Origin of the sequence: Caulobacter sp. Root1455 (genome assembly GCF_001426905.1) — a bacterium.
Classification (GTDB): domain Bacteria; phylum Pseudomonadota; class Alphaproteobacteria; order Caulobacterales; family Caulobacteraceae; genus Caulobacter.
Genome location: NZ_LMFQ01000023.1, coordinates 140,883 through 167,166 on the forward strand (window position 1 = coordinate 140,883; position 26,284 = coordinate 167,166).

25 protein-coding genes are annotated in these 26,284 nt (G+C 68.6%); 16 read left to right on the forward strand and 9 right to left on the reverse strand.

Annotation, left to right across the window (positions count from 1 at the left end):
- The first annotated feature begins 91 nt into the window (after nucleotides 1–91).
- A complete protein-coding gene (gene ahpF / locus ASD21_RS16440) occupies nucleotides 92–1,693 on the forward strand; it encodes an alkyl hydroperoxide reductase subunit F (RefSeq protein WP_056443577.1) in 1,602 nt (533 codons plus the stop codon).
- 267 nt (nucleotides 1,694–1,960) lie between these two features.
- The gene (locus tag ASD21_RS16445) at nucleotides 1,961–3,343 is read left to right on the forward strand and encodes a hypothetical protein (protein ID WP_056443578.1); all 1,383 of its coding nucleotides are present in this window, start codon (nucleotides 1,961–1,963) and stop codon (nucleotides 3,341–3,343) included.
- A gap of 3 nt (nucleotides 3,344–3,346) precedes the next feature.
- On the opposite strand, the gene ASD21_RS16450 is transcribed toward ASD21_RS16445, so the two are convergent.
- Entirely contained in the window at nucleotides 3,347–4,228 is an 882-nt protein-coding gene (locus ASD21_RS16450) for a bestrophin-like domain (RefSeq protein WP_200941448.1), read from the reverse strand.
- A 294-nt stretch (nucleotides 4,229–4,522) separates the two neighbouring features.
- On the opposite strand from ASD21_RS16450, the gene ASD21_RS16455 reads away from it, so the two are divergent.
- Nucleotides 4,523–6,193, forward strand: a complete 1,671-nt coding sequence (locus ASD21_RS16455) for a hypothetical protein (RefSeq protein WP_056443581.1) — start codon at nucleotides 4,523–4,525, stop codon at nucleotides 6,191–6,193.
- 196 nt (nucleotides 6,194–6,389) lie between these two features.
- Here the strand turns inward: ASD21_RS16455 and ASD21_RS16460 are convergent, their stop codons facing one another.
- Both ASD21_RS16460 and ASD21_RS16465 read right to left on the reverse strand, forming a co-directional pair.
- Nucleotides 6,390–6,917, reverse strand: a complete 528-nt coding sequence (locus tag ASD21_RS16460) for an SRPBCC family protein (RefSeq protein WP_056443584.1) — start codon at nucleotides 6,915–6,917, stop codon at nucleotides 6,390–6,392.
- Nucleotides 6,918–7,131: 214 nt separating this feature from the next.
- Nucleotides 7,132–7,983 (reverse strand): glutamate racemase, encoded by an 852-nt coding sequence (locus ASD21_RS16465; RefSeq protein WP_056443588.1) that lies wholly within the window; start codon nucleotides 7,981–7,983, stop codon nucleotides 7,132–7,134.
- A 229-nt stretch (nucleotides 7,984–8,212) separates the two neighbouring features.
- Between ASD21_RS16465 and ASD21_RS16470 the strand changes: the two genes are divergently transcribed.
- The 4 genes from ASD21_RS16470 (at nucleotide 8,213) to ASD21_RS24845 (ending at nucleotide 11,704) form a co-directional block, all read left to right on the forward strand.
- Nucleotides 8,213–10,348, forward strand: coding sequence for a M3 family metallopeptidase (locus tag ASD21_RS16470; protein ID WP_056443591.1), 2,136 nt, complete (start codon nucleotides 8,213–8,215; stop codon nucleotides 10,346–10,348).
- Between the two features lie 143 nt (nucleotides 10,349–10,491).
- The gene (locus tag ASD21_RS16475) at nucleotides 10,492–11,064 is read left to right on the forward strand and encodes a PadR family transcriptional regulator (protein ID WP_056443594.1); all 573 of its coding nucleotides are present in this window, start codon (nucleotides 10,492–10,494) and stop codon (nucleotides 11,062–11,064) included.
- Between the two features lie 4 nt (nucleotides 11,065–11,068).
- Nucleotides 11,069–11,407 (forward strand): DUF2218 domain-containing protein, encoded by a 339-nt coding sequence (locus ASD21_RS16480; RefSeq protein WP_056443596.1) that lies wholly within the window; start codon nucleotides 11,069–11,071, stop codon nucleotides 11,405–11,407.
- A gap of 156 nt (nucleotides 11,408–11,563) precedes the next feature.
- On the forward strand, nucleotides 11,564–11,704 hold the full coding sequence (locus ASD21_RS24845) for a hypothetical protein (protein WP_235524904.1): 141 nt from the start codon (nucleotides 11,564–11,566) through the stop codon (nucleotides 11,702–11,704).
- A 16-nt stretch (nucleotides 11,705–11,720) separates the two neighbouring features.
- Here the strand turns inward: ASD21_RS24845 and ASD21_RS16490 are convergent, their stop codons facing one another.
- From ASD21_RS16490 to ASD21_RS16505, 4 genes are all read right to left on the reverse strand, one after another.
- Nucleotides 11,721–12,803 carry a GNAT family N-acetyltransferase gene (locus tag ASD21_RS16490; protein WP_056443603.1) on the reverse strand — a complete coding sequence of 361 codons (1,083 nt, stop codon included), beginning with the start codon at nucleotides 12,801–12,803 and terminating at the stop codon, nucleotides 11,721–11,723.
- Between the two features lie 114 nt (nucleotides 12,804–12,917).
- Nucleotides 12,918–15,071 (reverse strand): prolyl oligopeptidase family serine peptidase, encoded by a 2,154-nt coding sequence (locus ASD21_RS16495; protein WP_056443606.1) that lies wholly within the window; start codon nucleotides 15,069–15,071, stop codon nucleotides 12,918–12,920.
- Nucleotides 15,072–15,167: 96 nt separating this feature from the next.
- A complete protein-coding gene (locus tag ASD21_RS16500; protein ID WP_056443609.1) occupies nucleotides 15,168–15,965 on the reverse strand; it encodes a potassium channel family protein in 798 nt (265 codons plus the stop codon).
- A 115-nt stretch (nucleotides 15,966–16,080) separates the two neighbouring features.
- Nucleotides 16,081–16,338, reverse strand: coding sequence for a hypothetical protein (locus ASD21_RS16505; protein WP_056443613.1), 258 nt, complete (start codon nucleotides 16,336–16,338; stop codon nucleotides 16,081–16,083).
- 845 nt (nucleotides 16,339–17,183) lie between these two features.
- On the opposite strand from ASD21_RS16505, the gene dapF reads away from it, so the two are divergent.
- From dapF to ASD21_RS16530, 5 genes are read left to right on the forward strand one after another with little or no spacing between them, the layout of a single operon-like run.
- Nucleotides 17,184–18,038, forward strand: a complete 855-nt coding sequence (dapF, locus tag ASD21_RS16510) for a diaminopimelate epimerase (RefSeq protein ID WP_056443615.1) — start codon at nucleotides 17,184–17,186, stop codon at nucleotides 18,036–18,038.
- Nucleotides 17,951–18,880: an SDR family NAD(P)-dependent oxidoreductase gene (locus tag ASD21_RS16515; protein WP_156398408.1), complete on the forward strand. Its 930-nt coding sequence runs from the start codon at nucleotides 17,951–17,953 to the stop codon at nucleotides 18,878–18,880. The genes dapF and ASD21_RS16515 overlap by 88 nt, the downstream gene beginning before the upstream one ends.
- The gene (gene mtaB / locus ASD21_RS16520) at nucleotides 18,877–20,223 is read left to right on the forward strand and encodes a tRNA (N(6)-L-threonylcarbamoyladenosine(37)-C(2))-methylthiotransferase MtaB (RefSeq protein ID WP_056443619.1); all 1,347 of its coding nucleotides are present in this window, start codon (nucleotides 18,877–18,879) and stop codon (nucleotides 20,221–20,223) included. The genes ASD21_RS16515 and mtaB overlap by 4 nt, the downstream gene beginning before the upstream one ends.
- A complete protein-coding gene (locus tag ASD21_RS16525; RefSeq protein ID WP_056443621.1) occupies nucleotides 20,220–21,299 on the forward strand; it encodes an endonuclease/exonuclease/phosphatase family protein in 1,080 nt (359 codons plus the stop codon). The genes mtaB and ASD21_RS16525 overlap by 4 nt, the downstream gene beginning before the upstream one ends.
- Nucleotides 21,300–21,307: 8 nt before the next feature.
- The gene (locus ASD21_RS16530) at nucleotides 21,308–21,763 is read left to right on the forward strand and encodes a GFA family protein (RefSeq protein ID WP_056443623.1); all 456 of its coding nucleotides are present in this window, start codon (nucleotides 21,308–21,310) and stop codon (nucleotides 21,761–21,763) included.
- On the opposite strand, the gene ASD21_RS16535 is transcribed toward ASD21_RS16530, so the two are convergent.
- Nucleotides 21,751–22,389: a trimeric intracellular cation channel family protein gene (locus tag ASD21_RS16535; protein ID WP_056443626.1), complete on the reverse strand. Its 639-nt coding sequence runs from the start codon at nucleotides 22,387–22,389 to the stop codon at nucleotides 21,751–21,753. The genes ASD21_RS16530 and ASD21_RS16535 overlap by 13 nt on opposite strands.
- Nucleotides 22,390–22,505: 116 nt before the next feature.
- Here ASD21_RS16535 and ftsY point away from each other — a divergent pair, with 116 nt between their 5' ends.
- From ftsY to ASD21_RS24045, 4 genes are all read left to right on the forward strand, one after another.
- Nucleotides 22,506–23,450 (forward strand): signal recognition particle-docking protein FtsY, encoded by a 945-nt coding sequence (gene ftsY, locus ASD21_RS16540; protein WP_056443627.1) that lies wholly within the window; start codon nucleotides 22,506–22,508, stop codon nucleotides 23,448–23,450.
- Between the two features lie 2 nt (nucleotides 23,451–23,452).
- The gene (locus ASD21_RS16545) at nucleotides 23,453–24,079 is read left to right on the forward strand and encodes a septation protein IspZ (RefSeq protein ID WP_056443628.1); all 627 of its coding nucleotides are present in this window, start codon (nucleotides 23,453–23,455) and stop codon (nucleotides 24,077–24,079) included.
- Nucleotides 24,080–24,171: 92 nt separating this feature from the next.
- The gene (locus ASD21_RS16550) at nucleotides 24,172–24,759 is read left to right on the forward strand and encodes a MarR family winged helix-turn-helix transcriptional regulator (RefSeq protein ID WP_056443631.1); all 588 of its coding nucleotides are present in this window, start codon (nucleotides 24,172–24,174) and stop codon (nucleotides 24,757–24,759) included.
- A gap of 202 nt (nucleotides 24,760–24,961) precedes the next feature.
- Nucleotides 24,962–25,072: a hypothetical protein gene (locus ASD21_RS24045; protein ID WP_018061233.1), complete on the forward strand. Its 111-nt coding sequence runs from the start codon at nucleotides 24,962–24,964 to the stop codon at nucleotides 25,070–25,072.
- Nucleotides 25,073–25,162: 90 nt separating this feature from the next.
- Here ASD21_RS24045 and ASD21_RS16555 read toward each other — a convergent pair whose 3' ends face one another.
- A complete protein-coding gene (locus tag ASD21_RS16555) occupies nucleotides 25,163–26,260 on the reverse strand; it encodes a Gfo/Idh/MocA family protein (RefSeq protein WP_056443633.1) in 1,098 nt (365 codons plus the stop codon).
- Nucleotides 26,261–26,284 lie beyond the last annotated feature (24 nt).

A 26,284-nucleotide genomic window follows, 5' to 3' on the forward strand; every position in this document is an offset into this window, starting at 1 on the left:
CTCCGCCAGCCCGCGGACGGGCGGCGACGCACCCCTTCTTCGAATTCACGTCGCCGCCTCCTCCCCCTGGGCGGCAAACCAGGAGCACGTCATGCTGGACGCCGGTCTGAAGGATCAACTGAAGGCCTATCTGGGCCATCTGCGTCAGCCGATCGAGCTGGTCGCCGCCCTCGACGACGGCCCCAAGTCCCGCGAGATGCTGGACCTGCTGGAAGACATCGTCGCCGCCTCGGACAAGGTCAGCCTGTCGCGTCGCGCCGATGCCCGCACCCCGTCCTTCGCCATCGAACGCGCCAGTAAGGACGCCCCCCAGGACAAGGTTGGCGTCCGCTTCGCCGGCCTGCCCCTGGGCCACGAGTTCACCTCGCTGGTGCTGGCCCTGCTGCACGTCGGCGGCCACCCGCCGAAGTTCGACGCCGAGGTCCTGGACCAGGTCCGCGCCCTGGAGGGCGAGTTCCGCTTCGAGACCTATTTCTCGCAGAGCTGCCAGAACTGCCCGGACGTGGTCCAGGCGCTCAACACCATGGCGGCCCTGAACCCCAACATCACCCACGTCGCCATCGACGGCGCGCTGTTTCAGCAGGAAGTCGAGGAACGCCAGGTCATGGCCGTGCCGACCGTCCTGCTGAACGGCCAGCCGTTCGGCCAGGGCCGCATGGGCCTGGAGCAGATCCTGGCCAAGCTGGACACCGGCGTCGCGGCCCGCGAGGCCGAGAAGATCAAGGCCAAGGACGCCTTCGACGTTCTTGTTGTCGGTGGGGGCCCCGCCGGCGCCGCCGCGGCGATCTACGCCGCCCGCAAGGGCATCCGCACCGGCGTGGCGGCCGAGCGCTTCGGCGGCCAGGTGCTGGACACCATGGCCATCGAGAACTTCATCTCGGTGTCGCACACCGAGGGTCCGCGCCTGGCCGCCAATCTCGAGCAGCACGTCAAGGACTACGACGTCGACATCATGAACCTGCAGAAGGCCGTGGGCCTGGTCCCCGCCCAGACTCCGGGCGGCCTGATCGAGGTCAAGCTCGAGAACGGCGCCAGCCTGAAGTCACGCAGCGTGATCCTGGCCACCGGCGCCCGCTGGCGGAACATCAACGTGCCCGGCGAGGCCGAGTACAAGAACAAGGGCGTGGCCTATTGCCCGCACTGCGACGGCCCGCTGTTCAAGGGCAAGCGCGTGGCGGTGATCGGCGGCGGCAACAGCGGCGTCGAGGCGGCCATCGACCTGGCCGGCCTCGTGGCCCACGTGACCCTGATCGAGTTCGACAGCCAGCTTCGCGCCGACGCGGTGCTGCAGCGCAAGCTGGCCAGCCTGCCGAACGTCCGCATCGTCACCTCGGCCCTGACCACCCAGGTCCTGGGCGACGGAAACAAGGTCACCGGCCTGACCTACAAGGACCGCAACCACGACCAGGTCCACCAGGTCGACCTGGAAGGCGTGTTCGTGCAGATCGGCCTGGTGCCCAACACCGAATGGCTGAAGGATGCGGGCGTGGCGCTCTCCCCGCGCGGCGAGATCGAGGTCGACCATCGCGGCGAGACCTCGCTGCCCGGCGTGTTCGCCGCCGGCGACGCCACGACCACGCCCTACAAGCAGATCATCATCGCCATGGGCGAGGGTTCGAAGGCGGCTCTGTCGGCCTTCGACTACATGATCCGCCTGGAGCCGGACGTTCCCGCCGAGCAGGAGGCCGCCTGACGTTCCAGGCTTGAAGCCTCCGGGCGGGCCCGGGGGCGGAACGAATCGCCATGGAGCCGCCGGGGCCGCCCTTTCCGGGCCGTCGCGGCGGCTTTCGTGTTTCTGGCGATGCGTCAATGCGCCTCTCGCCGAATGCGCGATCTTGACCTCGACAGCAATCTCGGGGCCGGGCTATCTTGTTAACGAATGGGCAAAATGATTCTGCGGGTCGGCACGACCGAATCGGCGCGATGGGCGTCGTCCCGGGAATCGTAAAGGGTGGGCAAGATGAGGCTGCTGTCGAAGGGCGATCGCAACACCAAAGGCGGCGTCAAACCCGTGATGCTGGCCGCCGAGAACGATCGTCTCGAAGCGGACAGCGACCGCCTGGTCGAGGCCACCCAGGCCATCGGCGTCCGCTATGAGACCATCCACGGCGGGCTGGACAGCATCAGCCGCGTGGTCGAGCACCTGCGGGCCATCGAGCCCCTGCTCTCCGAAATCCGCGGCCCGGTCGCCGAGGAGTTCGAGGCCCGTCGCGCCGAGCACGCCGAGCTGATCTCCCTGCGCGCCAATTTCGAACAGGCTTCGCGCCAGCTGGCCGCCGCCCAGGCCGAGGAACGCGAGCTGTCCGCCAAGCTGGCGACCGCCGACGCCGCCCTGACCGAATCCGACGCCCGGCGCCAGTCCCTGGACGTCGCCCTCGAGGACGGCGCCCTGGAGATCGACCGCCTGCGCAACGGCCTGCAGCAGTCCGAGCTCAAGGTCGGCGGCCTGGAGGCCGCGCTGCGCGACGCCACCGCCCGCGCCGAGCACCTGACCCAGGACGTCGAGACCCTGCGCTTCCAGACCCAGGACATCGACGCCCGTCGCGGCGAGTCCGAGGCCGCCCTGGCCGCCGCCAAGCAGCAATCGGCCCTGCAGGTCGAGGAGCTGGGCACCCTGAAGAAGCGCCTGGAGCAGGCCGGCGCCGACATCGCCCGCCTGTCGCGCGTCGAGACCGAGCTGGAAGCCCAGATCGCCACCGAGCGCGCCCGCGTCCTGGCCGCCGACAACGCCCTGACCACCGTCCAGGCCGACAGCGCCCGCACGATCCGCGGCCTCGAAGCCCAGGTCGAGTCCGGCCGCGCCGAGGTGCTGGCCCTGCAGACCCGCCTGGAGACCGCCACCGGCCGCGCCGACAAGCTGGAAGAGATGAACGCCCAGATCTCGGCCCGCCTCAACGAAAGCAGCGCCCAGCAGCAGGCCGTCGAGCGCCGGGCCGGCGATCTCAACGTCGCCCTGGAGCGCGCCCTGGAACGGGTCCGCAACCTCGAGGACGAGGTCGAGGACCTGCGCGGCCGACATGCCGGCGTCGACACCGCCCGCGCCGCGGCGATCGAGCGCGCCGACCAGCTGGCCAAGACGGTCGTGGCCCACGAGAAGGCGCTCAAGCGCGCCGAGGAACGCGCCGCCCAGCTGCGCACCCGCTTCGAGGCCCTGCAGGCCTCGGAAGACGAGACCCGCCGCGCTCACGACGAAAAGGTCACCGAGATGCAGACCGAGATCGAACGGATCCGCTCGGAGGCCGCCCTGGCCGAAGGCGCCCTGGAATCGGCCCGCCGCGACCGCTCGCGCCTGCAGATGGCCCTGCTGGGCGCCACCAGCGACGACGTCCAGGCCGCCGGCTAAGGCCTATCGACCCGGCCCCGTCGTTGCGCCCTTGGGCGGAGCGGCGGGGGTCGGCGCGGCCTTCGGGGCCGACATCCTGTCGAACACTTCCGGCGGCTGGGTCGCCATGGTGGCCCTCAGCCGCTCCATGGGCGCCTGGCTTTCCGTGACCCGGCCGGTCCTGGGCCGGTCGATGTCCAGCGTCAGCAGCAGCGAGATCGTCAGCAGCAGGAACAGGAAAGCGGTCGCGCCGCGCCCTTCCTTGTTCGCGCCGGCATAGCCCAGCACGCCGGCCGAGGTGACCACATAGACGAACAACACGAAGAACACCGTGCTGGGCACCCGGGCCAGCCGGGCGGCCTTCCGCGCGGAGTCCAGGTCGATCATGGTGTTCATGGTGTCCAGGTACGAGCTGGAGAAATCCAGGCCCTTGATCGAGGGCCAGGCGGCCAGGGTCGCGGTCCACAGGTCGGTCAGCATCTGGTCGTTCCTGGCCAGCAGCGTCGGGACCTGGTCGGGCGGCGCCTTGGCCAGGGTGATCCGATTGTCGGTGTAGTCGACGAGCATCCGGCTGATCCGGGCCCGATCGACCGGCTCCAGCATCTGGGTGCGCAGATAGGTGGTGCCGATGGCGTTGGCTTCTTCGAGCACCAGCATCCGCCGCGACTCGAAACGGTCGACGGCCAGCGAAAAGGTGAAGCCCATCAGCAGGGCCAGCAGCCCCAGGGTGGCCGAGACGATGTAGCCTTCCTTCCCGCCGTCGTCCCCGCCTTCGCCCTTGGTCTTGCCCGTGCGCCGGCTCAGCCATTCGCCGAGCAGCGAGGCCGCGAACATGGCCGCCAGCAGGATCAGGCCGATCAGCCAGGCGGGCGTGGTCTCCAGCCAGGTGGCGAAGCCGCCGGTCATCGCGCGAACGCCTTGGGGTCGGCCTGTCGTCCGCTATCCATCCTGGACCTCTCGCCGGATCGAAATCTCGGGGCGATCTTTCGACGCGCGACCGCGATCCGCCATGGGGCGAATCCCGGGTGCGGCTGGTTCTTCGTCCGGATTTTCGATCCCCGTGCAGGACCGGGCTCATCTACTATAGCGTTTATATATTGACGACTCTCCCTACGAGTGATCAGCCTGTGGCGAAGCTCGGGCCCACGGCGCATGGCGCAGCCTTGCGCGGACCCTGGTCGAAACTCGGCGGAGGGCGTGATGAAAATCTCGAAAACAGCGCGGAAGATCGGCTGGCGGACGCTGGCCGCGACCCTGGTGTGTCTGGCGGGCGGCGGCGGGCTGTTCGCGGCCAAGGCGATCAACGCCGCGCCGCCGGCCAAGCCGGCCTATCTGGCCGCCTTCCCCAATTTCGCCCCCAAGCTGACGCCCCAGCTGCCGGGCGACGTCGACATCACGCTGAAGACCCAGCTGGAGAAGGCCCAGAAGTTTTCCGAGGTCCAGCGCGAGTTCGACCTCTATTCCTGGCAGATGTTCCTGGCGCTGAACTGGCCGACCAACAGCCAGGGCCAGGCCGCGCCCAAGCTGACCGACACCCGGTTCGGCCAGCCGCACTGGACGCTGTGGCATAATTCCAGCGCGATCTTCCAGACCGACGGAGAGCGGCCGGCCGCCTGCCGCGTGTCGCCCAAGGCCCGGACCTTGACGCTGTTCCGAGGCGACCTGGCCAAGCCGGTCAGCAAGGGGCTGGCGCCGTTCTCGGCCCAGGCCACCGCCAACGCCGACCCGCGCGCGACCCGGTTCCTGGGCGTGCTGTCGGCGGTGGGCGAACTGAACGCGGCCAATCTCGGCGACCTGGACGACATCCAGCAGGCCTTCTCGGGCCCGATGATCGATCAGAACGGCGAGTTCGTTTATTACGAGATCATGATCGACCCCAACGAGGTCGGCTATCTCTGCGACAACAGCCTCTACAACATCAATGGCCAGGTCGCGTTCGCCAAGGCCGGCGGCAAGGTGGCCATGCCGGTGGGCGCGCCGGGCAAGGACTGGAGCGGTTCGTTCGAACTGAAGTTCGCTTGGCGGATCCTCAAGTCCGGCAAGGACGACTTCAGCCGCTTCTACACCAGCCCGGCCGTGGTCATCGATCAGGGACCGGACGGCAAGCAGCTGGAGCGCAAGGTGACGGTCGGCCTGGTCGGCATGCACATCGGCCATAAGAGCACGACCTCGCCGCAGTGGATCTGGTCCACCTTCGAGCAGGTCGACAACCTGGATGTCGACGCGGTCGCCCATCCCAAGCTGAACCCGTCGTTCGTCGATCCCAACTGCCCGATCTGCGCGGTCGACCAACTGCCGCAGAAGGTCAAGGGCGTCTATCCGCGCATCCCGACCCAGGCCTGGCGCGGCATCCCCATCCCGGGCGACAAGGTCGCCCTGAACCGTCAGGCCCAGGCGGCCCTGAAGGCCCAGGGCTCGGTCTGGCAGTACTATCAGCTGATCGACACCCAATGGCCGACCGATCCGACGGCGCCGCCCGCCCCGTGGAACGGCGGGCTGCCCAACGCGATCGTCAACAAGCCGGGCGGCAATCCCACCCCGGTGTTCCTGACCAACGTCACCATGGAAACCTACTTCCAGAAGGGCAACCAGGTGGCGTGCAACGGCGAGGAGCTGCCCAACGGCCAGGACTGTCCCGCCTCGGGCTCCGCCCAGCCGCCGGTCTGGAACTCGGTGCTCAACAACCAAGGCAAGCCGGTGACGCCGGGGATCAACACCCTGACCTTCCAGACGGAAAGCTGCATGGGCTGCCATTCGTCGGCTGGGGTCTGGACGTCGTACGATCCCAAGACCGGCAAGGGGAACCAGTCAGGCCAGCTGACGGCGGACTTCTCCTGGCTGATGAGCCAGAAGGCCAGCTGGGAGAAGTAGTTCCAAGCATCCCGGGCCTTGCGCCCGGGATTACGGCGTTCGCTAGGGCTGATCGAGGTTCGGCTTCGAAAGCGAAAACCTCGTCCTTCGACAAGCTCAGGATGAGGTTTTCTATCGCACGGCCCGCACAATGGTCCTCATCCTGAGCTTTGTCGAAGGACGAGGACCATGCACTTGGCTTGAAGATCGATCGCCCCTACGGCGCCTTGCCCGTTTCGACATAGGCCGTCAGGCGGTCGAACTGCTCGCTCAGGACCTGATCAACAGCCGGGGCGATCTTGTCGAGCCCGCCCTTCATGTAGCCGCCGACGTCGTAGGTCTGGGTCAGGGTGGTCTTGCCGTCCGTCTCCGACAGGGTCCAACCCAGGTGGCCGGCGGCGCCGGACATCTGCAGCGGCCCCAGGGCGCCGAACAGCCGCAGGCCCCGACCGGGCTGGGCGTAGACCACGGTCATGTGCATCACCGAGCCGCCGTTCGGCAGCTTCTCGCAGAAACAGCCGCCGGCCATCGGGGCCAGGGACAGGCCGGCCGAGGAGCCCGACCAGGTGTGGTCCTTGCTCCACCATTGCGAGGGCTGGGCGAGGGCGGCGTAGACCCTGTCGGCCGGGGCGTTCAGCACCGCCGTGCGCTTGACCTCGAAGCCGCCCGGCTGGGCGTCGACGACCTCGGCATGGGCCGTGGTGGCGGTGAGGGCGAGCGCGACGGCGATCAGCAGGTGTTTCATGGGGTGAGGCCCTCCGGTAGGGAGAAGGGTGATGCAGGCCACGCTCGCGTCAAGTCCACGCTTGCCCCCACCTGACCGCTACGCGGTCTGTCCGCCCCCATAGGGGGCGGAGGCTCCGACGCAGAGCGTCCTCTTCCCCCTGTGGGGGAAGACGGTCGCGAAGCGACCCGTAGGGGGCAAGTAGTCGCCTCCAAGCCGCTTGAAGCTAGCCGCCCTAAGCCGCCTCGAACCGCAGCGGGCCGCCCCAGAAGCTCTCCACCAGGCCGTTCTGGGGGCCCGGCGCGCCGGTGGTCAGGAACTGGCGCGAGCCGCCGGTCCCGGGGTCGAGCTCCGGATGGCGCTGCAGATAAAGCTCCAGGGCGTCGGCGGTCGAGGCCGGCTGGTGGATGACCGGCGTGCCGGCCGGCAGGGCGGCGCGGAAGATGTCGGCGATGATCTCGTAGTGGGTGCAGCCCAGCACCGCCCGGTCGGGATAGCGGCCGATGCGGGTCTTCAGCGCCTGGACATAACCCTCGACGGCCTTGGCCAGGTCCACGGCCCCGGCGTCGGCCTCGATCATCGGCACCAGGTCCGGGCAGGCCTGCGAGAACACCGCGATGTCCTGCTTGCGCTTGTCGATCTCGATCTCGTAGACGCGCGAATTGGTCGTGCCCTGCGTCGAGAAGACGCCGAGGACATCGAGCTGCTCGACCTTGTCGCCGCGCCGCTCGGCCTCGTGCTCCCAGGGCAGGCCGGTGGCCGCCTCGATGGTCGGCACGATGATGCCCAGCACGTTGATCGGCCGGCCCAGCTGCCTGCGATAACCCGGCAGCCAGGTCTGCTGCAGGCGACGCAGCGCGATGGCCGAGGCGGTGTTGCAGGCCAGGACCACCAGGCTGGCGCCGGCGTCGAACAGGCGCTCGCAGCCGGCCCGGGTCAGGTCGACGATCTCCTCGCCCGGCCGGCCGCCATAGGGGGCGTTGGCCTGGTCGGCGAGATAGATGAAGTCCGCCTGGGGCAGACGGTTCACGAGGGCGCGGTGGACCGTGAGGCCGCCCACGCCGGAGTCGAAGACGCCGATGGACATGCGTTTGGCTTACCCCGCCGCCGCCCGGTCGTCCACGCGGCCGGCTTGAGATTCTGACGCAGATCCCGTGCAGGCGCCTGTCGCGCACGAACCGGCCCCGGCCGAATGCGCCGTGCGAGCGTTTCTGTCGTCGAATTCATGGCTGGCGGCACGAATTCCGCGCGAAAGCGCTTAACGACCAGCCGCGCGGCGCTCTAGGGTTCAGCTCCCTTTTTCCGGAGACCCGCCCGTGAAGCGTCGTTCCTTCCTCGCCGCCGCCAGCGCGACCGCCCTGATGCCCATGATCGCCAAAGCCGCCACCCCCGCCGCCGCTTCACCCAATCCCCTTCTGGCCTCCTGGACGGGTCCGCACGGCGGCCTGCCGCCGCTGGACAAGGTCAAGCCCGAGCTGTTCGCCTCGGCGTTCGAGACGGCCATGGCCGAGCAGCGCCGGGAACTGTTCGCCCTGACCGCCAAGCGCTCGGCTCCGACCTTCGAGGGCGTGATGGCGGCCTACCAGGATTCCGGTCGCGCCATGAACCGGGTGGGCGCGTTGTTCGGGGTGTTCACCTCGACGATGAACGACGCGGCCATGCAGAAGGTCGAGGCCGAGACCACGCCGAAGCTGGCGGCGTTCGGCGACGAGATCGTCCAGAACGAGCAGCTGTTCGCTCGCATCAAGGCCGTCTACGACGCCCGCGAAACCTCGAACCTGACGCCCGAGCAGAAGCGCCTGGCCTGGGTGGTCTACAACTATTTCGCCCGTCAGGGCGCGGCGCTGGACGCCGCCAAGAAGGCTCGTCTGGGCCAGATCAACCAGGCCCTGGCCAGCCTCTACACCAGGTTCAGCCAGAACGAGCTGGCCGACGAGGAGAGCTACACCCTGGAGCTGGCCGAGGCCGACCTGACGGGCCTGCCGGACTCGGTGAAGGCCGGGGCGGCCGCCGCCGCCGAGGAAAAGGGCCTGAAGGGCAAGTGGCTGATCACCAACACCCGCTCGTCGATGGAGCCGTTCCTGGTCTATTCCGACCGCCGCGACCTGCGCGAGAAGGGCTGGCGGATGTGGGTGTCGCGCGGCGACAACAACGACGCCCGCGACAACAAGGCGGTGATCACCGAGATCCTCAAGCTGCGGGCCGAGAAGGCCCAGCTGCTGGGCTTCGAAACCTACGCCCACTGGATCACGGCCGACCAGATGTCCAAGACCCCGGACGCGGCCATGGACCTGATGATGCAGGTCTGGAAGCCGGCCGTGGCCCGGGTCCACGAGGAAGTGGCCGACATGCAGAAGGTGGCCGACGCGGAAGGCGCGACCTTCAAGATCGCCCCCTGGGACTACCGCCACTACGCCGAGAAGGTGCGCAAGGCGCGCTACGACCTCGACCAGAACGTGGTCAAACCCTACCTGCAGCTGGAGAAGCTGCGCGAGGCCATCCACTGGGCGGCGGGCCAGCTCTACGGCTTCACCTTCACCCAGATCGCCGACGTGCCGGTCTGCCATCCGGACGTGCGCGTCTGGGAGGTGACCAGGGGCGGGCAGCGCGTGGGCCTGTGGTACTTCGATCCCTATGCCCGGGCCGGCAAGCAGTCGGGCGCCTGGATGAGCGAGTACCGCACCCAGGAGAAGTTCAAGGGCGTGGTCACCCCGATCGTCTCCAACAACTGCAACTTCGTGAAGGGCAAGCCCGGCGAGCCGGTGCTGATCTCGTGGGACGACGCCGTCACTATGTTCCACGAGTTCGGCCACGCCCTCCACGGCCTGAACTCGGACGTGAACTATCCCGGCCTGGCCGGCACCAATGTGGCCCGTGACTTCGTCGAGTTCCCCAGCCAGCTGAACGAGCACTGGCTGCCGACCAAGCCGGTGCTGAGCCAGTTCGCCGTCCACTACCAGACCGGCAAGCCGATCCCCGACGAGCTGGTGGCCAAGATCGAGAAGGCCAAGACCTTCAACCAGGGCTTCTCGACGGTCGAATACCTGGCCTCGGCGATCTACGACATGAAGATCCACCTGGCCGCCAAGGGCCAGGCCATCGACCCGGCGGCCTTCGAGAAATCGGCCATGGCCGAGATCGGCCTGCCGTCCGAGATCGTCATGCGCCATCGGCCCACCCAGTTCGGGCACATCTTCTCGGGCGACGGCTATTCGGCCGGCTACTACGACTACATCTGGGCCGACACCCTGACCGCCGACGCCGCGGAGGCCTTCGAGGAGGCGCCCGGCGGCTTCTATGACAAGGCCGTGGCCAAGCGCCTGCACGACGACATCATGAGCGTGGGCAATACGATCGACGCGGGCGAGGCCTTCCGCCGCTTCCGCGGCCGCGACGTGAAGATAGGGGCGCTGATGCGCAACCGCGGCTTCCCGGTTCCGCCGGGCGCCTAGGGCGGGTTCGAAGAAGGCGCGCGTCGATGCGGCGCGCGCCTTTCTTTTAGGTCGGTTTTAGATATATCGAAAAACACTCTTGACGTTCCGCCAATCCGATATATCTGTATTTTCGATATAACGAAACAGGATCTAAAACCTACATGTTTGGACGTCATCCCCACCACGGCCGCCACGGCGGTCATCACGGCGCGCCCTTCGGCCGCCACCCGTTCGGCTTCCACGGCCACGAGGGCCATCATCGCCGCGGCGGCCGCATGGGCCGGTTCTTCGATCACGGCGATCTGCGTCTGGTCGTGCTGAAGCTGATCGCCGACAAGCCCAGCCACGGCTACGAGCTGATCAAGGCCGTCGAGACCGCCGCCGGCGGCGCCTACACCCCCAGTCCGGGCGTGATCTATCCGACCCTGACCCTGCTGGAAGAGCTGGGCTACGTCACCGCGGCCGACGCCGGCGGCGGCAAGAAGCTCTACACGATCACCGACGAGGGCCGGGCCTTCCTGGAAAGCAACAGCCAGCCGGTCCACGGCCTGTTCACCCGCATGGCCGAAGCCGCCGCCCAGAGCGCGGCCTTCTCGCCTCAGATCATGCGGGCCCGCGAGAACCTCAAGACCGCCCTGCGCCTGAAGCTGACCTCCGGCTCGCTCACGCCCGAACAGGTCTCGGCGATCGCCAAGGTCATGGACGACGCGGCCGCCGCCATCGAAGGGGTCTAGCCTCATGCAGAGCCATGCCCGCCTGACCACCGACAAGGCCGCGCGCTACATGACTCAGCTGGCCAAGCACTGGGGCCACAGGTTCGAGGTGTCGTACGACGACATCTCGGCCCTGATCCCACTGCCGCTCGGGACCTGCAGCATGATGGCCGATCTGGAGGGTCTCGACGTCACGATCGAGGCCGCCGACCTGGAGGGCCTGGCCCGACTGGAGGACGTCGTCGCCGATCACCTGCTGCGCTTCGCCTTCCGGGAACCGGTCAAATGCCTGGCCTGGACGCGCGCCTGGGAGGCCGGCCGCATCGATCCGCCGGCCCTGCGGATCAACGGCGTTTCGCCCTAGAGCCGACCGGCTCCGGGTCATGCCCGTCACGGCCCAGCTGGAGTATCGTCACATTTTCGGGATTGTCGTGGGACAGTCGATCAAACTTGCTTGCGCCTACTCGGGAACGGGAGTTTCATCCGATTCAAGCTCCACCAGAGAGCTTTGGAGGAAACCATGGGTCATGTGGTTCGCGGGGATGCGTATCGCGGGCGGCACGACGGCCGTCAGGGTCGTCTGGGCTGGCTTCTGTTTATTTCCGCCGTCAATCTCATGCTCTGGAGCTGCGTGATCGCGTTGATCGCGCGCGCCTCTTAAGGTCGAACCGTCTGACTCAGCGCAGCCCGCGCAGGACGTCGATCCGCCGCATCGCCTTGCCCGGCAGGGCCGAGACCGGCCCCAGCGGCAGGGCCTCGGCGACCTCGCGCAGGCCGTAGACCGCGGTGCGGGCCAGGGTCGAGACCGACGGCGCGCCCAGGAACCCGAACATCACGCCCTGCTGCCGGTTCGACAGCTCGCGCTTGAAGCGATAGTCGCCGGCCCCAAGATCGAGGCGCCTGTAGGGTCCGGCGTCCAGGCTCCTGAGGATGTCCTGGAACAGCAGCAGGCCCGGCGAGTAGCGCTCGAACCTCGGGTCGTGGGCGATCAGCCAGCCATGGATCGTGGCGCCGCCCCGCAGGTGGAAATGCACGGCCGCCAGGTCGTCGCCCAGGTGCAGGGTGTAGAGCCCGCCGCCGAACGCCGGGTCGCGGGTCTCCAGCAGCTCGTCCATCAGCCGCATGACCCAGGCGGTCTTGAACAGGTCGGTCTGGCCGGTGGCGGCCAGCTGGGCGCGTTTCCAGGCGATCAGCTGTTCGTAGTCGGCGCGGGACGCCGACAGGGCCGTGAAGCGGGCGGGCCCGACCTCGCGCTCGACCTTGCGGCGCTTCTTGTCGATGTCCTTCAGCGCGCCGATCCCGGCCGCCTTGCGCTCGGCCTCATAGGCGGCGTAGCCGTCGGCGACCTCGACCACCCAGGACACGTCCCGGCCGCGGGCGTGGCCCTGGAAGGCCGGATCCTCGGCCAGCATGTGGCAGAAATCGTAGCGCGAAACGCCCAGGGCCTGGAGCATGGCGCGCGGGTCGGCCTGGAAGCCGTCGCGGGTCACCAGGGCCTGGTAGTCGCTCATCGGCGCGCCAACCGGCATGGCGGTCGAGCCGCGCTTGCGCACGGCCAGGAACGCCGCCGGGTCGCCGGCCGGGTCGCGCTGGACCGCGATTCGCACGCCGCCGGCCGGCCCCTGGGCGCGGGCGACCGCCTGGGCCCACAGCGGCGACAGGAACGGGCTGTCGAGGCGCGTCTCGCCGGCCTGGACGGCCGACCAGGCCGCGTGGACCTCCGCGGGCAGCTCCAGGGCGGGGAAGACGTCGATCTTCAAGGCAACCTCGATCCGGCTCGGCCGGAAGAGCGGCCGGACAATCGACGCCATCATGACGGGCAGAGATTGAACTAGGGTTTACGGCCCGGAAGACAGGGTTCTCCGGGCCCCCGGTCAGTCCATCAGCTTCTTCGACAGATAGATGTATTCCAGCGCCTGGCGGCGGGCGGTCTCGGCCAGGTTGGCGCTGGCCGCGTGGCCGCCGTCGATGTTCTCGTAATACAGCACCGGATAGCCCAGTTCCTCCAGCCGCGCCGCCGCCTTGCGGGCGTGGGCCGGATGGACGCGGTCGTCCTTGGTCGAGGTCTCGATGAACACCTCGGGATAGTTCTGGCCCGCCTTGAGGTTGGAATAGGGGTCGTATTTGGCGATCACCGCCCGTTCGGACGGGATGGCCGGGTCGCCGTATTCGCCCACCCACGAGGCGCCGGCCCCGATCTGGGTGTAGCGGATCATGTCGAACAGCGGCACCTGCACGACGACGGCGTTGTAGAGCTCGGGCCTTTGGGTCAGGGCCACGCCCATCAGCAGGCCGCCGTTGCTGCCGCCCATGATCCCCAGGCGGCGCGGCGAGGTGATCTTGCGGGTGATCAGGTCCTGGGAGACGGCGAAGAAGTCGTCATAGACCTTCTGGCGGTTCTCCCTGAGGCCGGCGTTGTGCCAGGCCGGGCCGAACTCGCCGCCGCCGCGGATGTTGGCCACCACATAGGTCCCGCCGCGCTCCAGCCACAGCTTGCCCATGACCCCCGAATAGGCCGGGGTCATCGAGGCCTGGAAGCCGCCATAGGCGTAGAGCAGGGTCGGGGCCGTCCCGTCGTACTTCACGCCCCTGGGCCGCACCACGAAATAGGGGATCCTGGTCCCATCGGTGCTGGTCGCCTCGAACTGCTCGACCACGTGGGCGGAGGCGTCGAAGCGGGCGGGCGAGGCCTTGACCTGCTCCAGCTGCAGCGAGGCCGCGTCGGCCAGCCAGTAGGTCGAGGGCGTCAGATAGCCGGTGACGCTGAGGAACAGTCGGTCGTCCCTCTGCGAGGCCGAGCCCAGGCCGATCGTCGAGTTGGTCGGCAGGGCCAGCTTCTGGCTGGTCCAGCCCCCGGGTCCGTGCCTGTAGACCAGGGCCCCGCCGGTGACATTGTCCAGCAGGCCGACCACCAGCCTGTCGCGGGTGGTGGTGACCGTTTCCACCGACTGCTTGGCGGTCGGGCGCAGAACCAGGGTCGCGGCGGCCTTGGCCGGATCGGCCTTGAAGGCGGCCAGGTCGAAGCTGATCAGGTCGCCGGTCTTGAAGCCGCGTTCGGGCCAGTCCTGCTCCAGGGTCATGATCATCTGGCCGGCGACATAGCCCTGCACCGAGCTCTTCAGCGGCAGGGGCAGCTTCGCCGCGCCCTTGTCGGTCAGCAGATAGGTCTCGGCCTCGAAGAAGCTGACCGCGCGGTTGACCAGGGTGGCCACCACCTTGCCGTCGGCGTCGAGCAGCGTGTAGGCCGAGGCCGAGACGTCGTCCGGCGTGCCCCGGAACACCTCCTTGGCCGAGGCCAGGGGCGTTCCGCGCTTCCAGGCCTTGACCACATAGGCGTAGCCCGACTTGGTCACCTGGCCCGGCTCCCATTCGCGGGCGACCAGCAGGGTGTCGCGGTCGAGCCAGCCGACGCTCTGCTTGCCCTCCGGCAGCACGAAGCCGCCCCCTTTGGCGGGATCGACGAAGGTCCGGGTGGTGGTGTCGAACTCGCGGACGACCATGGCGTCCTTGCCGCCGTTCGACAGCGAGACCAGGCAGCGGGTGTCGTCAGGCGCCAGACAGCCGGCGCCCTTGAACACCCAGTTGGCGTTCTCGGCCTTGGACAGGGCGTCGATGTCGAGGATCGTCTCCCACTGGGGTTCGGCGGTGCGGTAGCTCTCCAGCGTCGTCTGGCGCCAGACGCCGCGCACGTGCTCGGCGTCCTGCCAGAAGTTGCGCAACGAACCGTCGCCGGCGAACGACACGCCCGGCACGCGGTCCTTGGCGTTGAGGATGGCCAGGGCCTGGCTTTCCAGGCCGGCATAGCGGCTGTCGCCCTGCAGCACGGCCAGGCTGCGGGTGTTCTGCGCCTTGGCCCAGGCCAGCGGCCGCTCGCCCTCGATCTCCTCCATCCACTTGTAGGGATCGTCCTTGCCCAGGTCGGCCAGCGGCGTGCGGGCTTCAGTGTCGGCGGGGACGGGATCGGCGGCTTGTGCGGCTGTGGTCATGAGGCTCGTGGAGGCGAGGAGGGCGAGGAGCAGTCTGCGCATCTGGGGATCCGGCGGCTGTCGTGACAGGGCGGCGGCTTCGGAAAGCGGCGCCTTCGACCCGGACCGTATCGCAAAAGATGTCCCGCGCCAGAGGACTCAGTCGCCGTCGTTGGGGATGTTCAGCACCTGACCGCAGGCCTTGCAGTGCACGGCGTCGGGATCGTGCCGGCGCAGGCCGCAGCACGGACAGGGGAAGGTCACCTTGTGCGGCCGCAGGATCGACTGGATCAGGCCGATGAACAGCGACACTCCGCCCAGCATCACCGCGATCGACAGCAGCTTGCCCCAGGCGCCGGGCAGGGTGACGTCGCCGTAGCCGGTGGTGGTCAGGCTGGTGACGGTGAAATAGAGGGCGTCGACATAGCCGCCGATGCCTTCGTGCCGCCCGGCGAAGCTGGAATAGACGAAGCCGGTGACCACGAAGACGAAGGTCACCAGGGTGGAGGCCGCGCGGGTGATCTGCTCGACCCGGGTGTCGTCGTAGCGCCGGCCGATCGTGCGCCAGAAGAACTCGCTGTGGATCAGGGTCCACAGCCGCACCACCCGCAGGAAGCCGAAATTGAACAGCCAGGCCGGGAACAGCAGGGTGGCCAGCACGAACAGGTCGACCCAGGTGATGGGCTTCTTGAGCCAGGTCTTGATCTCGCCGTGGGCGATGGCCCGGGCCGCCAGGTCCAGCGCGAGGAAGGCCGCCACGAGATAGTCGATCGCGTAGAAGGTCAGGCCGTGACGGCGCATCAGCGGCGCGGCGACGAAGAAGGCGATGATCGCCAGATCGATGACGATGACGCCATAGCGGAACCGCACCGCGGTGGGCGAGGCGCCATGGTAGAGGGCGCGGAGACGGGCTCGGAGGCGCAGGCCGTCGGTGTTTTCGGCTGTCAAACGGACCATCCCACGGCGACGCATTGGGTTCGCCCATAGAACGACAGGATACAGGATCGAGACCCATGCGGGTTGATCTTTGTCTCCTTTCGATATTCGAGCCGGGCCCGCGCGCGTCGATGACCTAAGATTCAAAGAACCACGGCGTCATGGCGTCGGCGCGGCTTTCCAGCAGGCCGGGCCGATGCGACTTCATCTCCGCCCGAAGCGCCAGCAACTGGGTCCTCTGGGGACCTGACGGCGTTCGGCTGAGAACCTCGTCGATCTTGGCCAACGTGGCGTCGTTCAGCGCCAACGCGGCCCGGACGCCCTCGAGCATCAACACGCGAAGCTCGTTGCCTCGACGGATCTTGCGACGACGGGGCGGCTTGGACTTGGGCATGACAGTCTCCTCATGGAGGGTTGGCGGCGGACACGACTGTCCGACCTCGGGCTTTCGCGACGAGTGGGTGAGGAGGCGCGGAGCGGCCGGGCCAGGCCCGGAGACCGTGAGTGTTGTGTTTGCGTTTCGGCGTGGACAGACCGCTCCGCGGAACCGTTCTTCTCAAGGGACGGCGACTGAGGGCCTGTTTCATCCCGGTCGACGTTCCCCCTCGGACGGGCAGGATCAAAGTCGCCCGGAAGGGGCCGTCAGCGACTCCGACAGATCCTGGAACAGGCCGGTTTGAACCTCCCGGCCCCGTCGACCCGCCTGTCCGGCCATCGTCCCCGCCGGACCTTGGAGCCTTCTGAGCCCCGCCGTCCGCCGCGATCCGATCGCCAGGCCCAGGCGGCCCCGCTCGGTTCCACCTCCATCGCCGCTTCGGGTCGGTACCAAGCGCCCTCCTCCGCGATGGAGACGGGTTTATTGTGCGGGGGGTTTGAACACTGGCGCGTCGGTGACGCTGCTTTTTTTCAGAGCGTTGAAGTTGTTGAACTTCTTTGCCGAATTCGCGGGGATGGAGGCAGCTGGATCCCCGCCGGGGACATGCTCTCACGGCAAGGCCTGTGAAATCTTGTCCAGACGGCCAGGGCGAGTGCGTGTCCCCACGGTTGCCCCCAGCCCCTCCGGCAAGCCCACGGCTGACTTGGGGGACACGCACTCATCTCAAACGCCCCGCGAACCTGGCCGGCGCTCCGCCGTGAGTGCATGTCCCCAGGGGCGGCGCCCGAAAAGCCGCGACCAAAACGCCGCCGCTGTGGCCGACCTCTGACTCCGGCGCGGTTTTCCACTATATAGCCCGCACCATGAGCCGCACCTTTCTCAAGATGAACGGCCTCGGCAACGACTTCGTCGTGATCGAGACCCTGACCCAGCCCTTCAATCCGACCCCGGACGAGATCCGGGCGATCGCGAAACGGGGCGAGGGCGGAATCGGCTGCGACCAGGTGATCGCCATCGACCCGCCGCGCGCCGAGGGCGCCAGCGCCTATGTGCGGTTCTGGAATTCGGACGGCGAGGAGACCGGGGCCTGCGGCAACGGCACGCGCTGCGTGGCCTGGCTGCTGATGCAGTCGTCGGGCAAGACCGCCGTGGCCTTCGACACCGTGGCCGGCCGCCTGACGGGCCAGATGGCCGGCGACAAGCTGGTGACCGTCGACATGGGCCGGCCCGGTCTGGCCTGGGACCAGATTCCGCTGGCGGAAGAGATGGACACCGTCGGCGTCGAGCTGCAGGTCGGCCCGATCGACGCGCCGCTGGTCCACACCCCCGGCTGCGTCTCGATGGGCAATCCGCACGTGGTGTTCTTTGTCGACGCCCCGGTCAGCGACGACTTCGCGCGCGGCACGGGCAGCCTGGTCGAGCATCACCCGCTGTTCCCCGAAGGCGTCAATGTCGGCTTCGCCCACATCGCGGCGCGCGACCATATCAAGCTGAAGGTCTGGGAACGCGGCGCGGGCCTGACCGCCGCCTGCGGCACCGGCGCCTGCGCGGCCCAGGTCGCCGCCGTGCGTCGCGGCCTGACCAACCGCGTCGCCAAGGTCGAGTTCGAGAGCGGCGTCCTGACCATCGAATGGCGGGCCAGCGACAGCCACGTGATCATGACCGGCCCGGTGACCATGGAGTTCGTCGGCAAGTTGCCGGAGCTCGCGGTCGCATGACGATCCACCCCGCCCCCATTCATCCGGCGATCGGGCCCGGCAAGACGGCCGTGATCACCGGCGCGGCCGACGGCATCGGCCTGGCCGCCGCGCAAGCCTTCGCGGACCTCGGCATGAACGTGGTCCTGGCCGACATTATGGGCCGGGCCCTGAAGAAGGCGGCCGACGCCATCGGCGACAAGGCCCTGGCCGTGGAGACCGACGTCGCCGACCGCGCCGCCGTCCAGGCCCTGCGCGACGCCGCCGTCGACAGGTTCGGCGCGATCGACGTGCTGATGAACAACGCCGGGGTCGGCGGCGGGGGCGACGTCTTTTCGGGCGAGGACCCGTGGAAGCGCGTGCTCGACGTCAATCTTTGGGGCGTGATCAACGGCGTCCAGGTGATGGGCGAGGAGATGGCCGCCAGCGGCCGTCCCGGCCTGATCATCAACACCGGCTCCAAGCAAGGGATCACCCAGCCGCCGGGCAACACCGCCTACAACGTGTCGAAGTCGGCGGTGAAGGCCTTGACGGAAGGGCTCGCCCACACCCTGCGCGAGACGGTCGACTGCCAGGTCGACGCCCGCCTGCTGATCCCGGGCTTCGTCCATACCGGCATGACCCGGCGCGGCCGCGACAAGCCGGCCGCCGCCTGGACGCCGCAGCAGACCGTCCAGTTCATGCTGGACAGCATCGCGCGCGGCGATTTCTACATCCTGTGCCCCGACAACGACGTGCCGCGTTCGCTGGACGAAAAGCGCATGGCCTGGGCCATGGGCGACCTCATCGAGAACCGTCCGGCCCTGTCGCGCTGGCACCCTGACTGGAAGGACGCCTTCGCGGCGTTCGTCGAAGCGCCGTGACCTACACCCTGATCTCCCGGCCGCCGAAGCCCGCGCCCGCGGTCGGCGAAGAGGGCGGACCGGCGACGACCGTGTCCGGTCCGGACGGCGTCGACGTGGTCACCTTCGGCTGCCGGCTGAACGCCTATGAGTCCGAGGCCATCCGGGCTCGCGCGTCGGCCGACGGCCTGGCCGACGCGGTGGTGTTCAACACCTGCGCGGTGACCAACGAGGCCGTGCGCCAGGCCCGCCAGGCGATCCGCAAGGCCCGCCGCGAGCGGCCGGACGCCCGGCTGATCGTCACCGGCTGCGCCGCCCAGATCGACCCCGCCGCCTTCGCCGCCATGCCGGAAGTCGACCTGGTGCTGGGCAACGCCGAGAAGGCCGCCCCGGGCGCCCTGCTCGACACCTCCACCCGCGTGCGGGTCAACGACATCATGTCGATCAAGGAGACCGCCGGTCACCTGATCGCCGGCCTCAAGGACCGCGCCCGGGCCTATGTCGAGGTCCAGAACGGCTGCGATCACCGCTGCACCTTCTGCATCATCCCCTATGGGCGGGGCAATTCGCGCTCGGCTCCGGCCGGCGAGGTCGTCGAACAGGTCCGCCGCCTGTCGGCCGAGGGCTATCGCGAGGTGGTGCTGACCGGCGTCGACGTGACGTCGTGGGGCACGGACCTGCCCGGCCAGCCGACCCTGGGCCAACTGGTCGCCCGGATCCTGAAGCTGGTCCCCGACCTGCCGCGCCTGCGCCTGTCGTCGATCGACGCCGCCGAGATCGATCCGGACCTGTTCAAGCTGCTCGAGACCGAGCCGCGGCTGATGCCCTACCTGCATCTGAGCCTGCAGGCCGGCGACGACCTGATCCTCAAGCGCATGAAGCGCCGCCACAGCCGGGCCGACGCCCTGAAGCTGGTGTCCGAGGTCCGCCGCGTGCGTCCCGACACCGCCTTCGGCGCCGATCTGATCGCCGGCTTCCCCACCGAGACCGAGGAAGCCTTCGCCAACACCTTGAAGCTGGTCGAGGAGGCGGGTCTGGCGTTCCTGCACGTCTTCCCCTACAGCGCCCGCCCCGGCACGCCGGCCGCGCGGATGCCGCCGGTGAAAGGCCCTGTGATCAAGGACCGAGCCCGCCGCTTGCGGGAGGCGGGCCAGGCTGGGCTCGAGCGACACCTCCAGCGCCAGGTCGGCCGCGTCCTGTCGGGCCTGATCGAACGCGAGGGCGTGGCCCGGGCCGAGGACTTCACCGAAATCGCCTTCGATCCCGCCTTGGGGGGCGTCGCCCCGCAGGGCGAGATCGCCGCCTTCCGGGTGGTGGGTCACGACGGCGCGCGGGTGATCGCGGAGCTCGCCGTCCAGGAATGATCGATCGTCGCGTCCTGACGGCCGTTTTCGCCGCCATCCTGCTGACCGGGGAAGCGGCCCTCGCGCAAGACGCGCCGCCCCCGCGGGAGCCCCAGACCGAGGACACCCCGCCCGCCGCCTTCCATCCGATCGGCCCGATGCGGCCGGTCGAGCTCAGCGTGATGACCTACAATGTCGAGGGCCTGCCCTGGCCGGTGCGGGCGGGTCGCGGCTCCAAGCTCAGGGCCATCGGCCGCCAGCTGGCCGGCCTGCGCGAAAAGGGCCTCGAGCCCGATGTCGTCCTGTTGCAGGAAGGTTTCAGCGGCGAGGTCGACGACCTGATCGAGCTCAGCGGCTATCCCTATGTCGCCAAGGGGCCGCGCAAGAAGCAGCGCGACGGCAGCCAGCTGACCCGCGAGGACAAGCCGCGCTACAAGCGGGTGAAATACCGCCGCAAGGGCGAGGGCTGGGGCAAGTGGGGCTCCAGCGGCCTGTGGGTGCTGAGCAACCACCCGATCAACTGGGTCAAGTCGCACGCCTACCACTATTGCGCGGGCCTGGACTGCCTGGCCAACAAGGGGGTGATGCTGGTCAGCCTCGAGGTTCCCGGCCTGCCCGTCCCGGTCGAGATCGCCGACACCCACCTCAATTCCAAGGGCGCCTCGGGCGTGCCGCGCAATCGCAACCGCATCGCCCACCACCTGCAGGCCGCCGAGCTGGGCCGGTTCATGGGCACCGACCGCACGCCCGGCGCGCCGCTGATCGTCGGCGGCGACTTCAACGTCATGCACGCGCCCGACCGCTACGACTACGTGATGCAGCGCTATCCGTTCGAGGTGGTCAGCCAGGTCTGCTTCCAGACGCCCGACAGCTGCGACGCCAGGATCTCGGCCGACGGCGACGCGCCGTGGCTGGACACCCAGGACCTGATCGGTTTCAAACAGGGCGACCAGGTGGCGATCCGGCCGATCCAGGTCGAGGCCCGGTTCGACGGCTCGGCCACCGGCGGTCCGGTGCTGTCCGACCACGACGCCTACGAAGTGACCTTCCGCCTGACGCCGGTTCCGATCTTGTCGTTTCCGCCCCCCAAGCACTGAGGTCTCCGATGTCCGAGACGCCCAATTCGACTGGCGCCCTGACCGGCGGCTGCCAATGCGGCGCGGTGCGTTTCCGGGTCGAGGGCGAGGTCGGCCGCGCCTCGATCTGCCATTGCCGCATGTGCCAGAAGGCCTTCGCCGGGCCGTTCGGAGCACTGGTCACCGTCAACGTCGCCGACCTGACCTGGACGCGCGGCGCGCCGTCGCGTTTCCAGAGCTCGGACGCCGTCCGGCGGGGCTTCTGCGCCGCCTGCGGCACGCCCCTCTCCTTCGAATGGAGCGCCGACCAGATCGACCTGGCGGTGTTCGCCTTCGACGACCCGTCGCGGGTCGAGCCGGTGGTGCAGCTGGCCGTCGAGGGCCGTCCCGCCTGGATGGACCACCTGGCCGACATGCCCGTGCGCCCGCCGATCGGGCCGTCAGACGCGGTGGTCAGTCGCCAGCATCCCGATCACGACACCTGATCCGCTTCCTCGCCGCCCGCGAATCCCGGCAGGCTCCAGCCGAACTTCAGCGCGCAGGCCCGCAGGCCGAAGGCGGCCGTGAAGCCGGCGATCCCGGCCGGCCAGAAGCCGACATGGAACAGAGTGGTCAGTCCGGCGAACACCCCCGCGCCCAATAGGGCCGCGGTGATGTAGATCTCGCGGCGCAGCAGCAGGTTCGGCTCACCGGCCAGGACGTCGCGGATCACCCCGCCGAACGCGGTGGTCAGCACGCCCATCATCACCGCCGTGAACGGATGGACGCCCAGGTTCAGGGCCTTGGCCGTGCCGACCACGGCGTAGGCGGCCATGCCCAGGGCGTCCAGCCACAGCAGGGCCCGGAACCGCCAGCCGCGCTTGCCCAGCAGCCAGACGGCGACGGCCGCCAGCAGACAGACCATGACGTAGCCGGGGCGCTGGATCCAGAACACCGGCGCGTCGATCAGCAGGTCGCGCAGCGTCCCGCCGCCCACCCCGGTGATGGCCGCGAAGAAGCCGAAGGTGATGATGTCGTGCTTGCGGTGGGCGGCGGCCAGCGCGCCGGTCGCGCCGAACACGGCGACGGCGGCGTAATCCAGCCAGAATAGGGTGGTCGAAAGCGCGTCCATTGGCGTTTCATGCCACGTCCGATAGAGCCTGTCTCAGGCTCCATCTCTATAAAATTGGAGCGTGGCGAGCGCTGAAACCGCTCACACTTTCAGCTGCCACGCTCTAAAGGAACGCCATGAGCGAAAAGCCCGAGCAGAAAAAAGGCTGGTTCCAGCGCCTGACGTCGGGCCTGGCCCGGTCGTCCCAGGCGATGACCGAGCAGGTCACCGGCGCCTTCACCAAGAAGCCGCTGGACCAGGAGCAGCTGGACCAGCTGGAGGAGATGCTGATCGAGGCGGATCTGGGTCCCCAGATCGCCGCGCGCATCACCGACGCCTTCGGCAAGGCGCGGTTCGGCAAGTCGTCGACCGAGACCGAGGTCAAGGAGGCCCTGGCCGAGCTGGTCGCCGCCGAGCTGTCCGACCGCGAGGGCGTGTTCGACCCGCTGTCGGGACCCAAGCCCTATGTGGTGCTGTTCATCGGCGTCAACGGTTCGGGCAAGACCACCACCCTGGGCAAGATCGCCTCGGACCTGACGCTCAACCACAAGGCCAAGGTGCTGATCGCCGCCGGCGACACCTTCCGCGCCGCCGCCGTCGAGCAGCTGAAGATCTGGGCCGACCGGGCCGGGGCCGACTTCATGAGCCGCCCGCCCGGCGCCGACGCCGCCGCCCTGGCCTACGAGGCCGTCGAGCGCGCCAAGCTGGAAGGCCACGACGTGGTGCTGATCGACACCGCCGGCCGCCTGCAGAACAAGCAGGGGCTGATGGACGAGCTGCTGAAGATCATCCGCGTGCTCAAGAAGGTCGATCCCGACGCCCCGCACGAGACCCTGCTGGTGCTGGACGCCACGGTCGGCCGCAACGCCCTGGCCCAGGAAAAGATCTTCGGCAACCAGGTCGGGGTGTCCGGGATTGTGATGACCAAGCTGGACGGCACCGCGCGCGGCGGGGTGCTGGTGCCGGTGGCCCGCGCCTCCGACAGCCCGATCAAGCTGATCGGCGTCGGCGAGGGCGTCGATGATCTGCAGCCGTTCGACGCGCGGGCCTTCTCGCGTTCTCTGGTGGGCCTGGAAGACTGACCATGACCGACACGCCTCCCGAAGCCGCCCCCTCCGAAGCGATCAAGAAGAACGCCGCCTGGGTGCGCACCGCCATCGACTACGGCGCGCCGGTCGCCTTCGGGGTCGCGTTCTTCGCCACCAAGAATTTCCAGACCGCCACCTGGGTGCTGGTCGCCGCCTCGGCCCTGGCCCTGGTGCTGGGCTATGTGGTCGAGCGCCGGGTGGCGCTGTTGCCGCTGTTTTCCGGCGTCATGGCCCTGATCTTCGGGACCCTGGGCCTGGTGTTCCACAGCGACGTGTTCGTGAAGGTCAAGGTCACGGTGGTCAACGCCGCCCTGGCGGTCTTCATGATCGGCGGGGTGCTCACCGGCCGCGCGCCGCTCAAGGCCCTGATGGGCGAGGCCGTGCATCTGCCCGACGCGGCCTGGCGGACCCTGACCCTGCGCTACGGCGGCTATTTCGCCTTCGCCGCCGTCGCCAACGAACTGGTCCGCCTGACCCAGACCACCGACATGTGGGTGAAGTTCCGCATCGGCCTGCTGCCCCTGGCCCTGCTGTTCTCGCTGAGCCAGGTGCCCTTCATGATGAAGCACATCGCCAAGGGCGACGAGGCCAAGACCCCCGAGCCGCCGGACGCGGGATTCTAGGCCAACCGACAGCCCACGGACCATCTGTCGTCAAAACGACGCGTAACCGTGGTACATAAAGGTCCGTCGGCGGAAACGAGGGACGACGGACCATGGCCAAGACCAAGGACAAGGACGGCAAGGCCGTCCACGGGGCTGATCACGGCGGGGCGTTGGCCCGTTCGCCCAGTCATCTCCTGCACCGGGTCCTGCAGCTTGCCCTGGACATCTACGCCGAGGAAAGCGGATCGGGCGGGATCACCCAGCGCCAGTTCGCGGTCCTGGCGGCGGTGGCCGAGAACGAGGGCGTCACCCAGACGGGCCTGGTCCGCGCCACCGGCATCGACCGCTCCACTCTGGCCGACATGGTCGCCCGGATGATCACCAAGGGCCACCTGGAGCGCCACCGCTCCGACCAGGACGCCCGCGCCAACACCGTCAACCTGACCCCCGCCGGCGCCGCCGTGCTGGCGGAGAGCCGGCCCAAGGTGGCCATGGCCGACGCCCGCATCCTGGCCCTGCTCAAGCCCAGCAAGCGCGAGGGCTTCCTGGAGCTGTTGGCCGACATGGCCGTCACCGACGTCCACGCCGAGCCCGAGGCCAAGGCCAAGAAGCTCAAGGCCCCCAAGGCCGAGAAGCCGGCCCACGGCAAGAAGGACAAGAAGCCCAAGAAGGAAAAGGCGGCCAAGAAGGCGGCCTAGGGGGCGACTTCCTCCATCCCATTTTCACCCGTCATCCCGGGCCCTGTTGTTCAGACCGGGGAGACGAGTGTGAGAGGTGTGGGCCGCGCCGCCCGAAATCCGTAGGTCTCGACGCGCTGAAGCTCTAGACTTGACCCACGCCGAAAGGGCGGCTCGGCCCGCTGGATCTCCCCGGCGCGCGAGCGTCCAGGCAGGAGCCGCCATGGCCAAGGGTCAGAAGAAGTCCAACAAGGAAGTCCGCAAACCCAAGGCGGACAAGAAGACGGCCCCGGCCTCGGTCTCGCCGTTCATCGTCACGCCCGGGAAGAAGTAGACGCCGGCTTCCGGCGCAATTCCGCATCCGCGGTGGTACGGCCGGCCCTTGGGCATGACGATGGCCCAGAGTCGGCCGTGCGGCCGCCCGCTATAGCTTGACCGTTCTTCCCTCGCGCGCCGACCCGTAGATCGCCTCGATGATCCGCATGTCGCGCAAGCCCTCTTCTCCCGAAACGATCGGCGAGCGGTCGGCTTGAATGCAATCGGCCAGGTGATCCAGCTGGCCGGCGAACTGGGTCTTGGCCGGACCGGGCGGCGGCGAGATTTCCTCCGCGCGGCCGTCCTTGCCGGTCCACAGGCGGTTGCCGTCGTAGCGGGTGGCGGGCTCAAGCTCGATCCGTCCCTTGTCGCCCATCAGCAGGACATGGTTCTGGTTGGCGCTATAGGTCGACAGGCAGCTGGCGATCGCGCCGGACGGAAACTTCAGCAGCCACTCGATCATGTCCTCCACCTCGGCGAACCGGGGATCGCCGCGGTCCGTGGACTCGCGCGCCATAACCGAGACCGGCTCCTCGCCGGTCATGTACCGCGCCGCTTGCAGGCTGTAGACGCCCATGTCCATCAGCGACCCGCCGCCCGCCATCGCCTTCTTCAGCCGCCACTTCGACGGGTCGCGCTGCACGAAGCCGTGCTCGGAGCGGACATAGCGGACGCGGCCGGCCGCGCCCGAGCGGGCCAGGCGCATGGCTTCCAGATTGGTGGCCTCGAAATGGCAGCGGTAGCCGATCATCAGCTTGCGGCCCGCCGCCTTGCACGCGGCGATCATCGCCTCGCACTCGGCGACCGAGGTCGCCATCGGTTTCTCGCACATCACATGCTTGCCCGCCTTGGCGGCGCGGATCGTGTACTCGGCGTGCATGGAGTTGGGCAGGATGACGTAGACGACATCGACGTCGGGATTGTCGCGGATCTGGTCGAAGGTCTCATAGGAATAGATCGAGCGCTCCGGCACGCCATAACGCGCCGCGGTCGCGCGGGCCTTGGCCGGATCCCCGCTGACCAGGGCCGTGACCCGGCTGTGCTGGCAGTTGACGAACTGGGGCAGGATGACGTTGAGGCCGTAATAGCCCAGGCCGACGATCGCGTAGCCGATCTTGCGATCGCCGGCGGCGCGGGCCCCTCCCGCGACCGAGGCGACGGCGAGAGAGGCGGCGGCGAGGAGAAGGTCGCGGCGTCCGATGTCCATGGTCGTGGTTCCGGTGATTGGCGG

Excerpts from the sequence above, each read along its gene's own strand:
- ahpF (WP_056443577.1), top strand. The coding sequence starts at position 92 with ATGCTGGACGCCGGTCTGAAGGATCAACTGAAGGCCTATCTGGGCCAT.
- ASD21_RS16445 (WP_056443578.1), top strand. The coding sequence starts at position 1,961 with ATGAGGCTGCTGTCGAAGGGCGATCGCAACACCAAAGGCGGCGTCAAA.
- ASD21_RS16450 (WP_200941448.1), bottom strand. The coding sequence starts at position 4,228 with ATGACCGGCGGCTTCGCCACCTGGCTGGAGACCACGCCCGCCTGGCTG.
- ASD21_RS16455 (WP_056443581.1), top strand. The coding sequence starts at position 4,523 with ATGAAAATCTCGAAAACAGCGCGGAAGATCGGCTGGCGGACGCTGGCC.
- ASD21_RS16460 (WP_056443584.1), bottom strand. The coding sequence starts at position 6,917 with ATGAAACACCTGCTGATCGCCGTCGCGCTCGCCCTCACCGCCACCACG.
- ASD21_RS16465 (WP_056443588.1), bottom strand. The coding sequence starts at position 7,983 with ATGTCCATCGGCGTCTTCGACTCCGGCGTGGGCGGCCTCACGGTCCAC.
- ASD21_RS16475 (WP_056443594.1), top strand. The coding sequence starts at position 10,492 with ATGTTTGGACGTCATCCCCACCACGGCCGCCACGGCGGTCATCACGGC.
- ASD21_RS16480 (WP_056443596.1), top strand. The coding sequence starts at position 11,069 with ATGCAGAGCCATGCCCGCCTGACCACCGACAAGGCCGCGCGCTACATG.
- ASD21_RS24845 (WP_235524904.1), top strand. The coding sequence starts at position 11,564 with ATGGGTCATGTGGTTCGCGGGGATGCGTATCGCGGGCGGCACGACGGC.
- ASD21_RS16495 (WP_056443606.1), bottom strand. The coding sequence starts at position 15,071 with ATGCGCAGACTGCTCCTCGCCCTCCTCGCCTCCACGAGCCTCATGACC.
- ASD21_RS16500 (WP_056443609.1), bottom strand. The coding sequence starts at position 15,965 with ATGGTCCGTTTGACAGCCGAAAACACCGACGGCCTGCGCCTCCGAGCC.
- ASD21_RS16505 (WP_056443613.1), bottom strand. The coding sequence starts at position 16,338 with ATGCCCAAGTCCAAGCCGCCCCGTCGTCGCAAGATCCGTCGAGGCAAC.
- dapF (WP_056443615.1), top strand. The coding sequence starts at position 17,184 with ATGAGCCGCACCTTTCTCAAGATGAACGGCCTCGGCAACGACTTCGTC.
- ASD21_RS16515 (WP_156398408.1), top strand. The coding sequence starts at position 17,951 with ATGGCGGGCCAGCGACAGCCACGTGATCATGACCGGCCCGGTGACCAT.
- ASD21_RS16525 (WP_056443621.1), top strand. The coding sequence starts at position 20,220 with ATGATCGATCGTCGCGTCCTGACGGCCGTTTTCGCCGCCATCCTGCTG.
- ASD21_RS16530 (WP_056443623.1), top strand. The coding sequence starts at position 21,308 with ATGTCCGAGACGCCCAATTCGACTGGCGCCCTGACCGGCGGCTGCCAA.
- ASD21_RS16535 (WP_056443626.1), bottom strand. The coding sequence starts at position 22,389 with ATGGACGCGCTTTCGACCACCCTATTCTGGCTGGATTACGCCGCCGTC.
- ftsY (WP_056443627.1), top strand. The coding sequence starts at position 22,506 with ATGAGCGAAAAGCCCGAGCAGAAAAAAGGCTGGTTCCAGCGCCTGACG.
- ASD21_RS16545 (WP_056443628.1), top strand. The coding sequence starts at position 23,453 with ATGACCGACACGCCTCCCGAAGCCGCCCCCTCCGAAGCGATCAAGAAG.
- ASD21_RS16550 (WP_056443631.1), top strand. The coding sequence starts at position 24,172 with ATGGCCAAGACCAAGGACAAGGACGGCAAGGCCGTCCACGGGGCTGAT.
- ASD21_RS24045 (WP_018061233.1), top strand. The coding sequence starts at position 24,962 with ATGGCCAAGGGTCAGAAGAAGTCCAACAAGGAAGTCCGCAAACCCAAG.
- ASD21_RS16555 (WP_056443633.1), bottom strand. The coding sequence starts at position 26,260 with ATGGACATCGGACGCCGCGACCTTCTCCTCGCCGCCGCCTCTCTCGCC.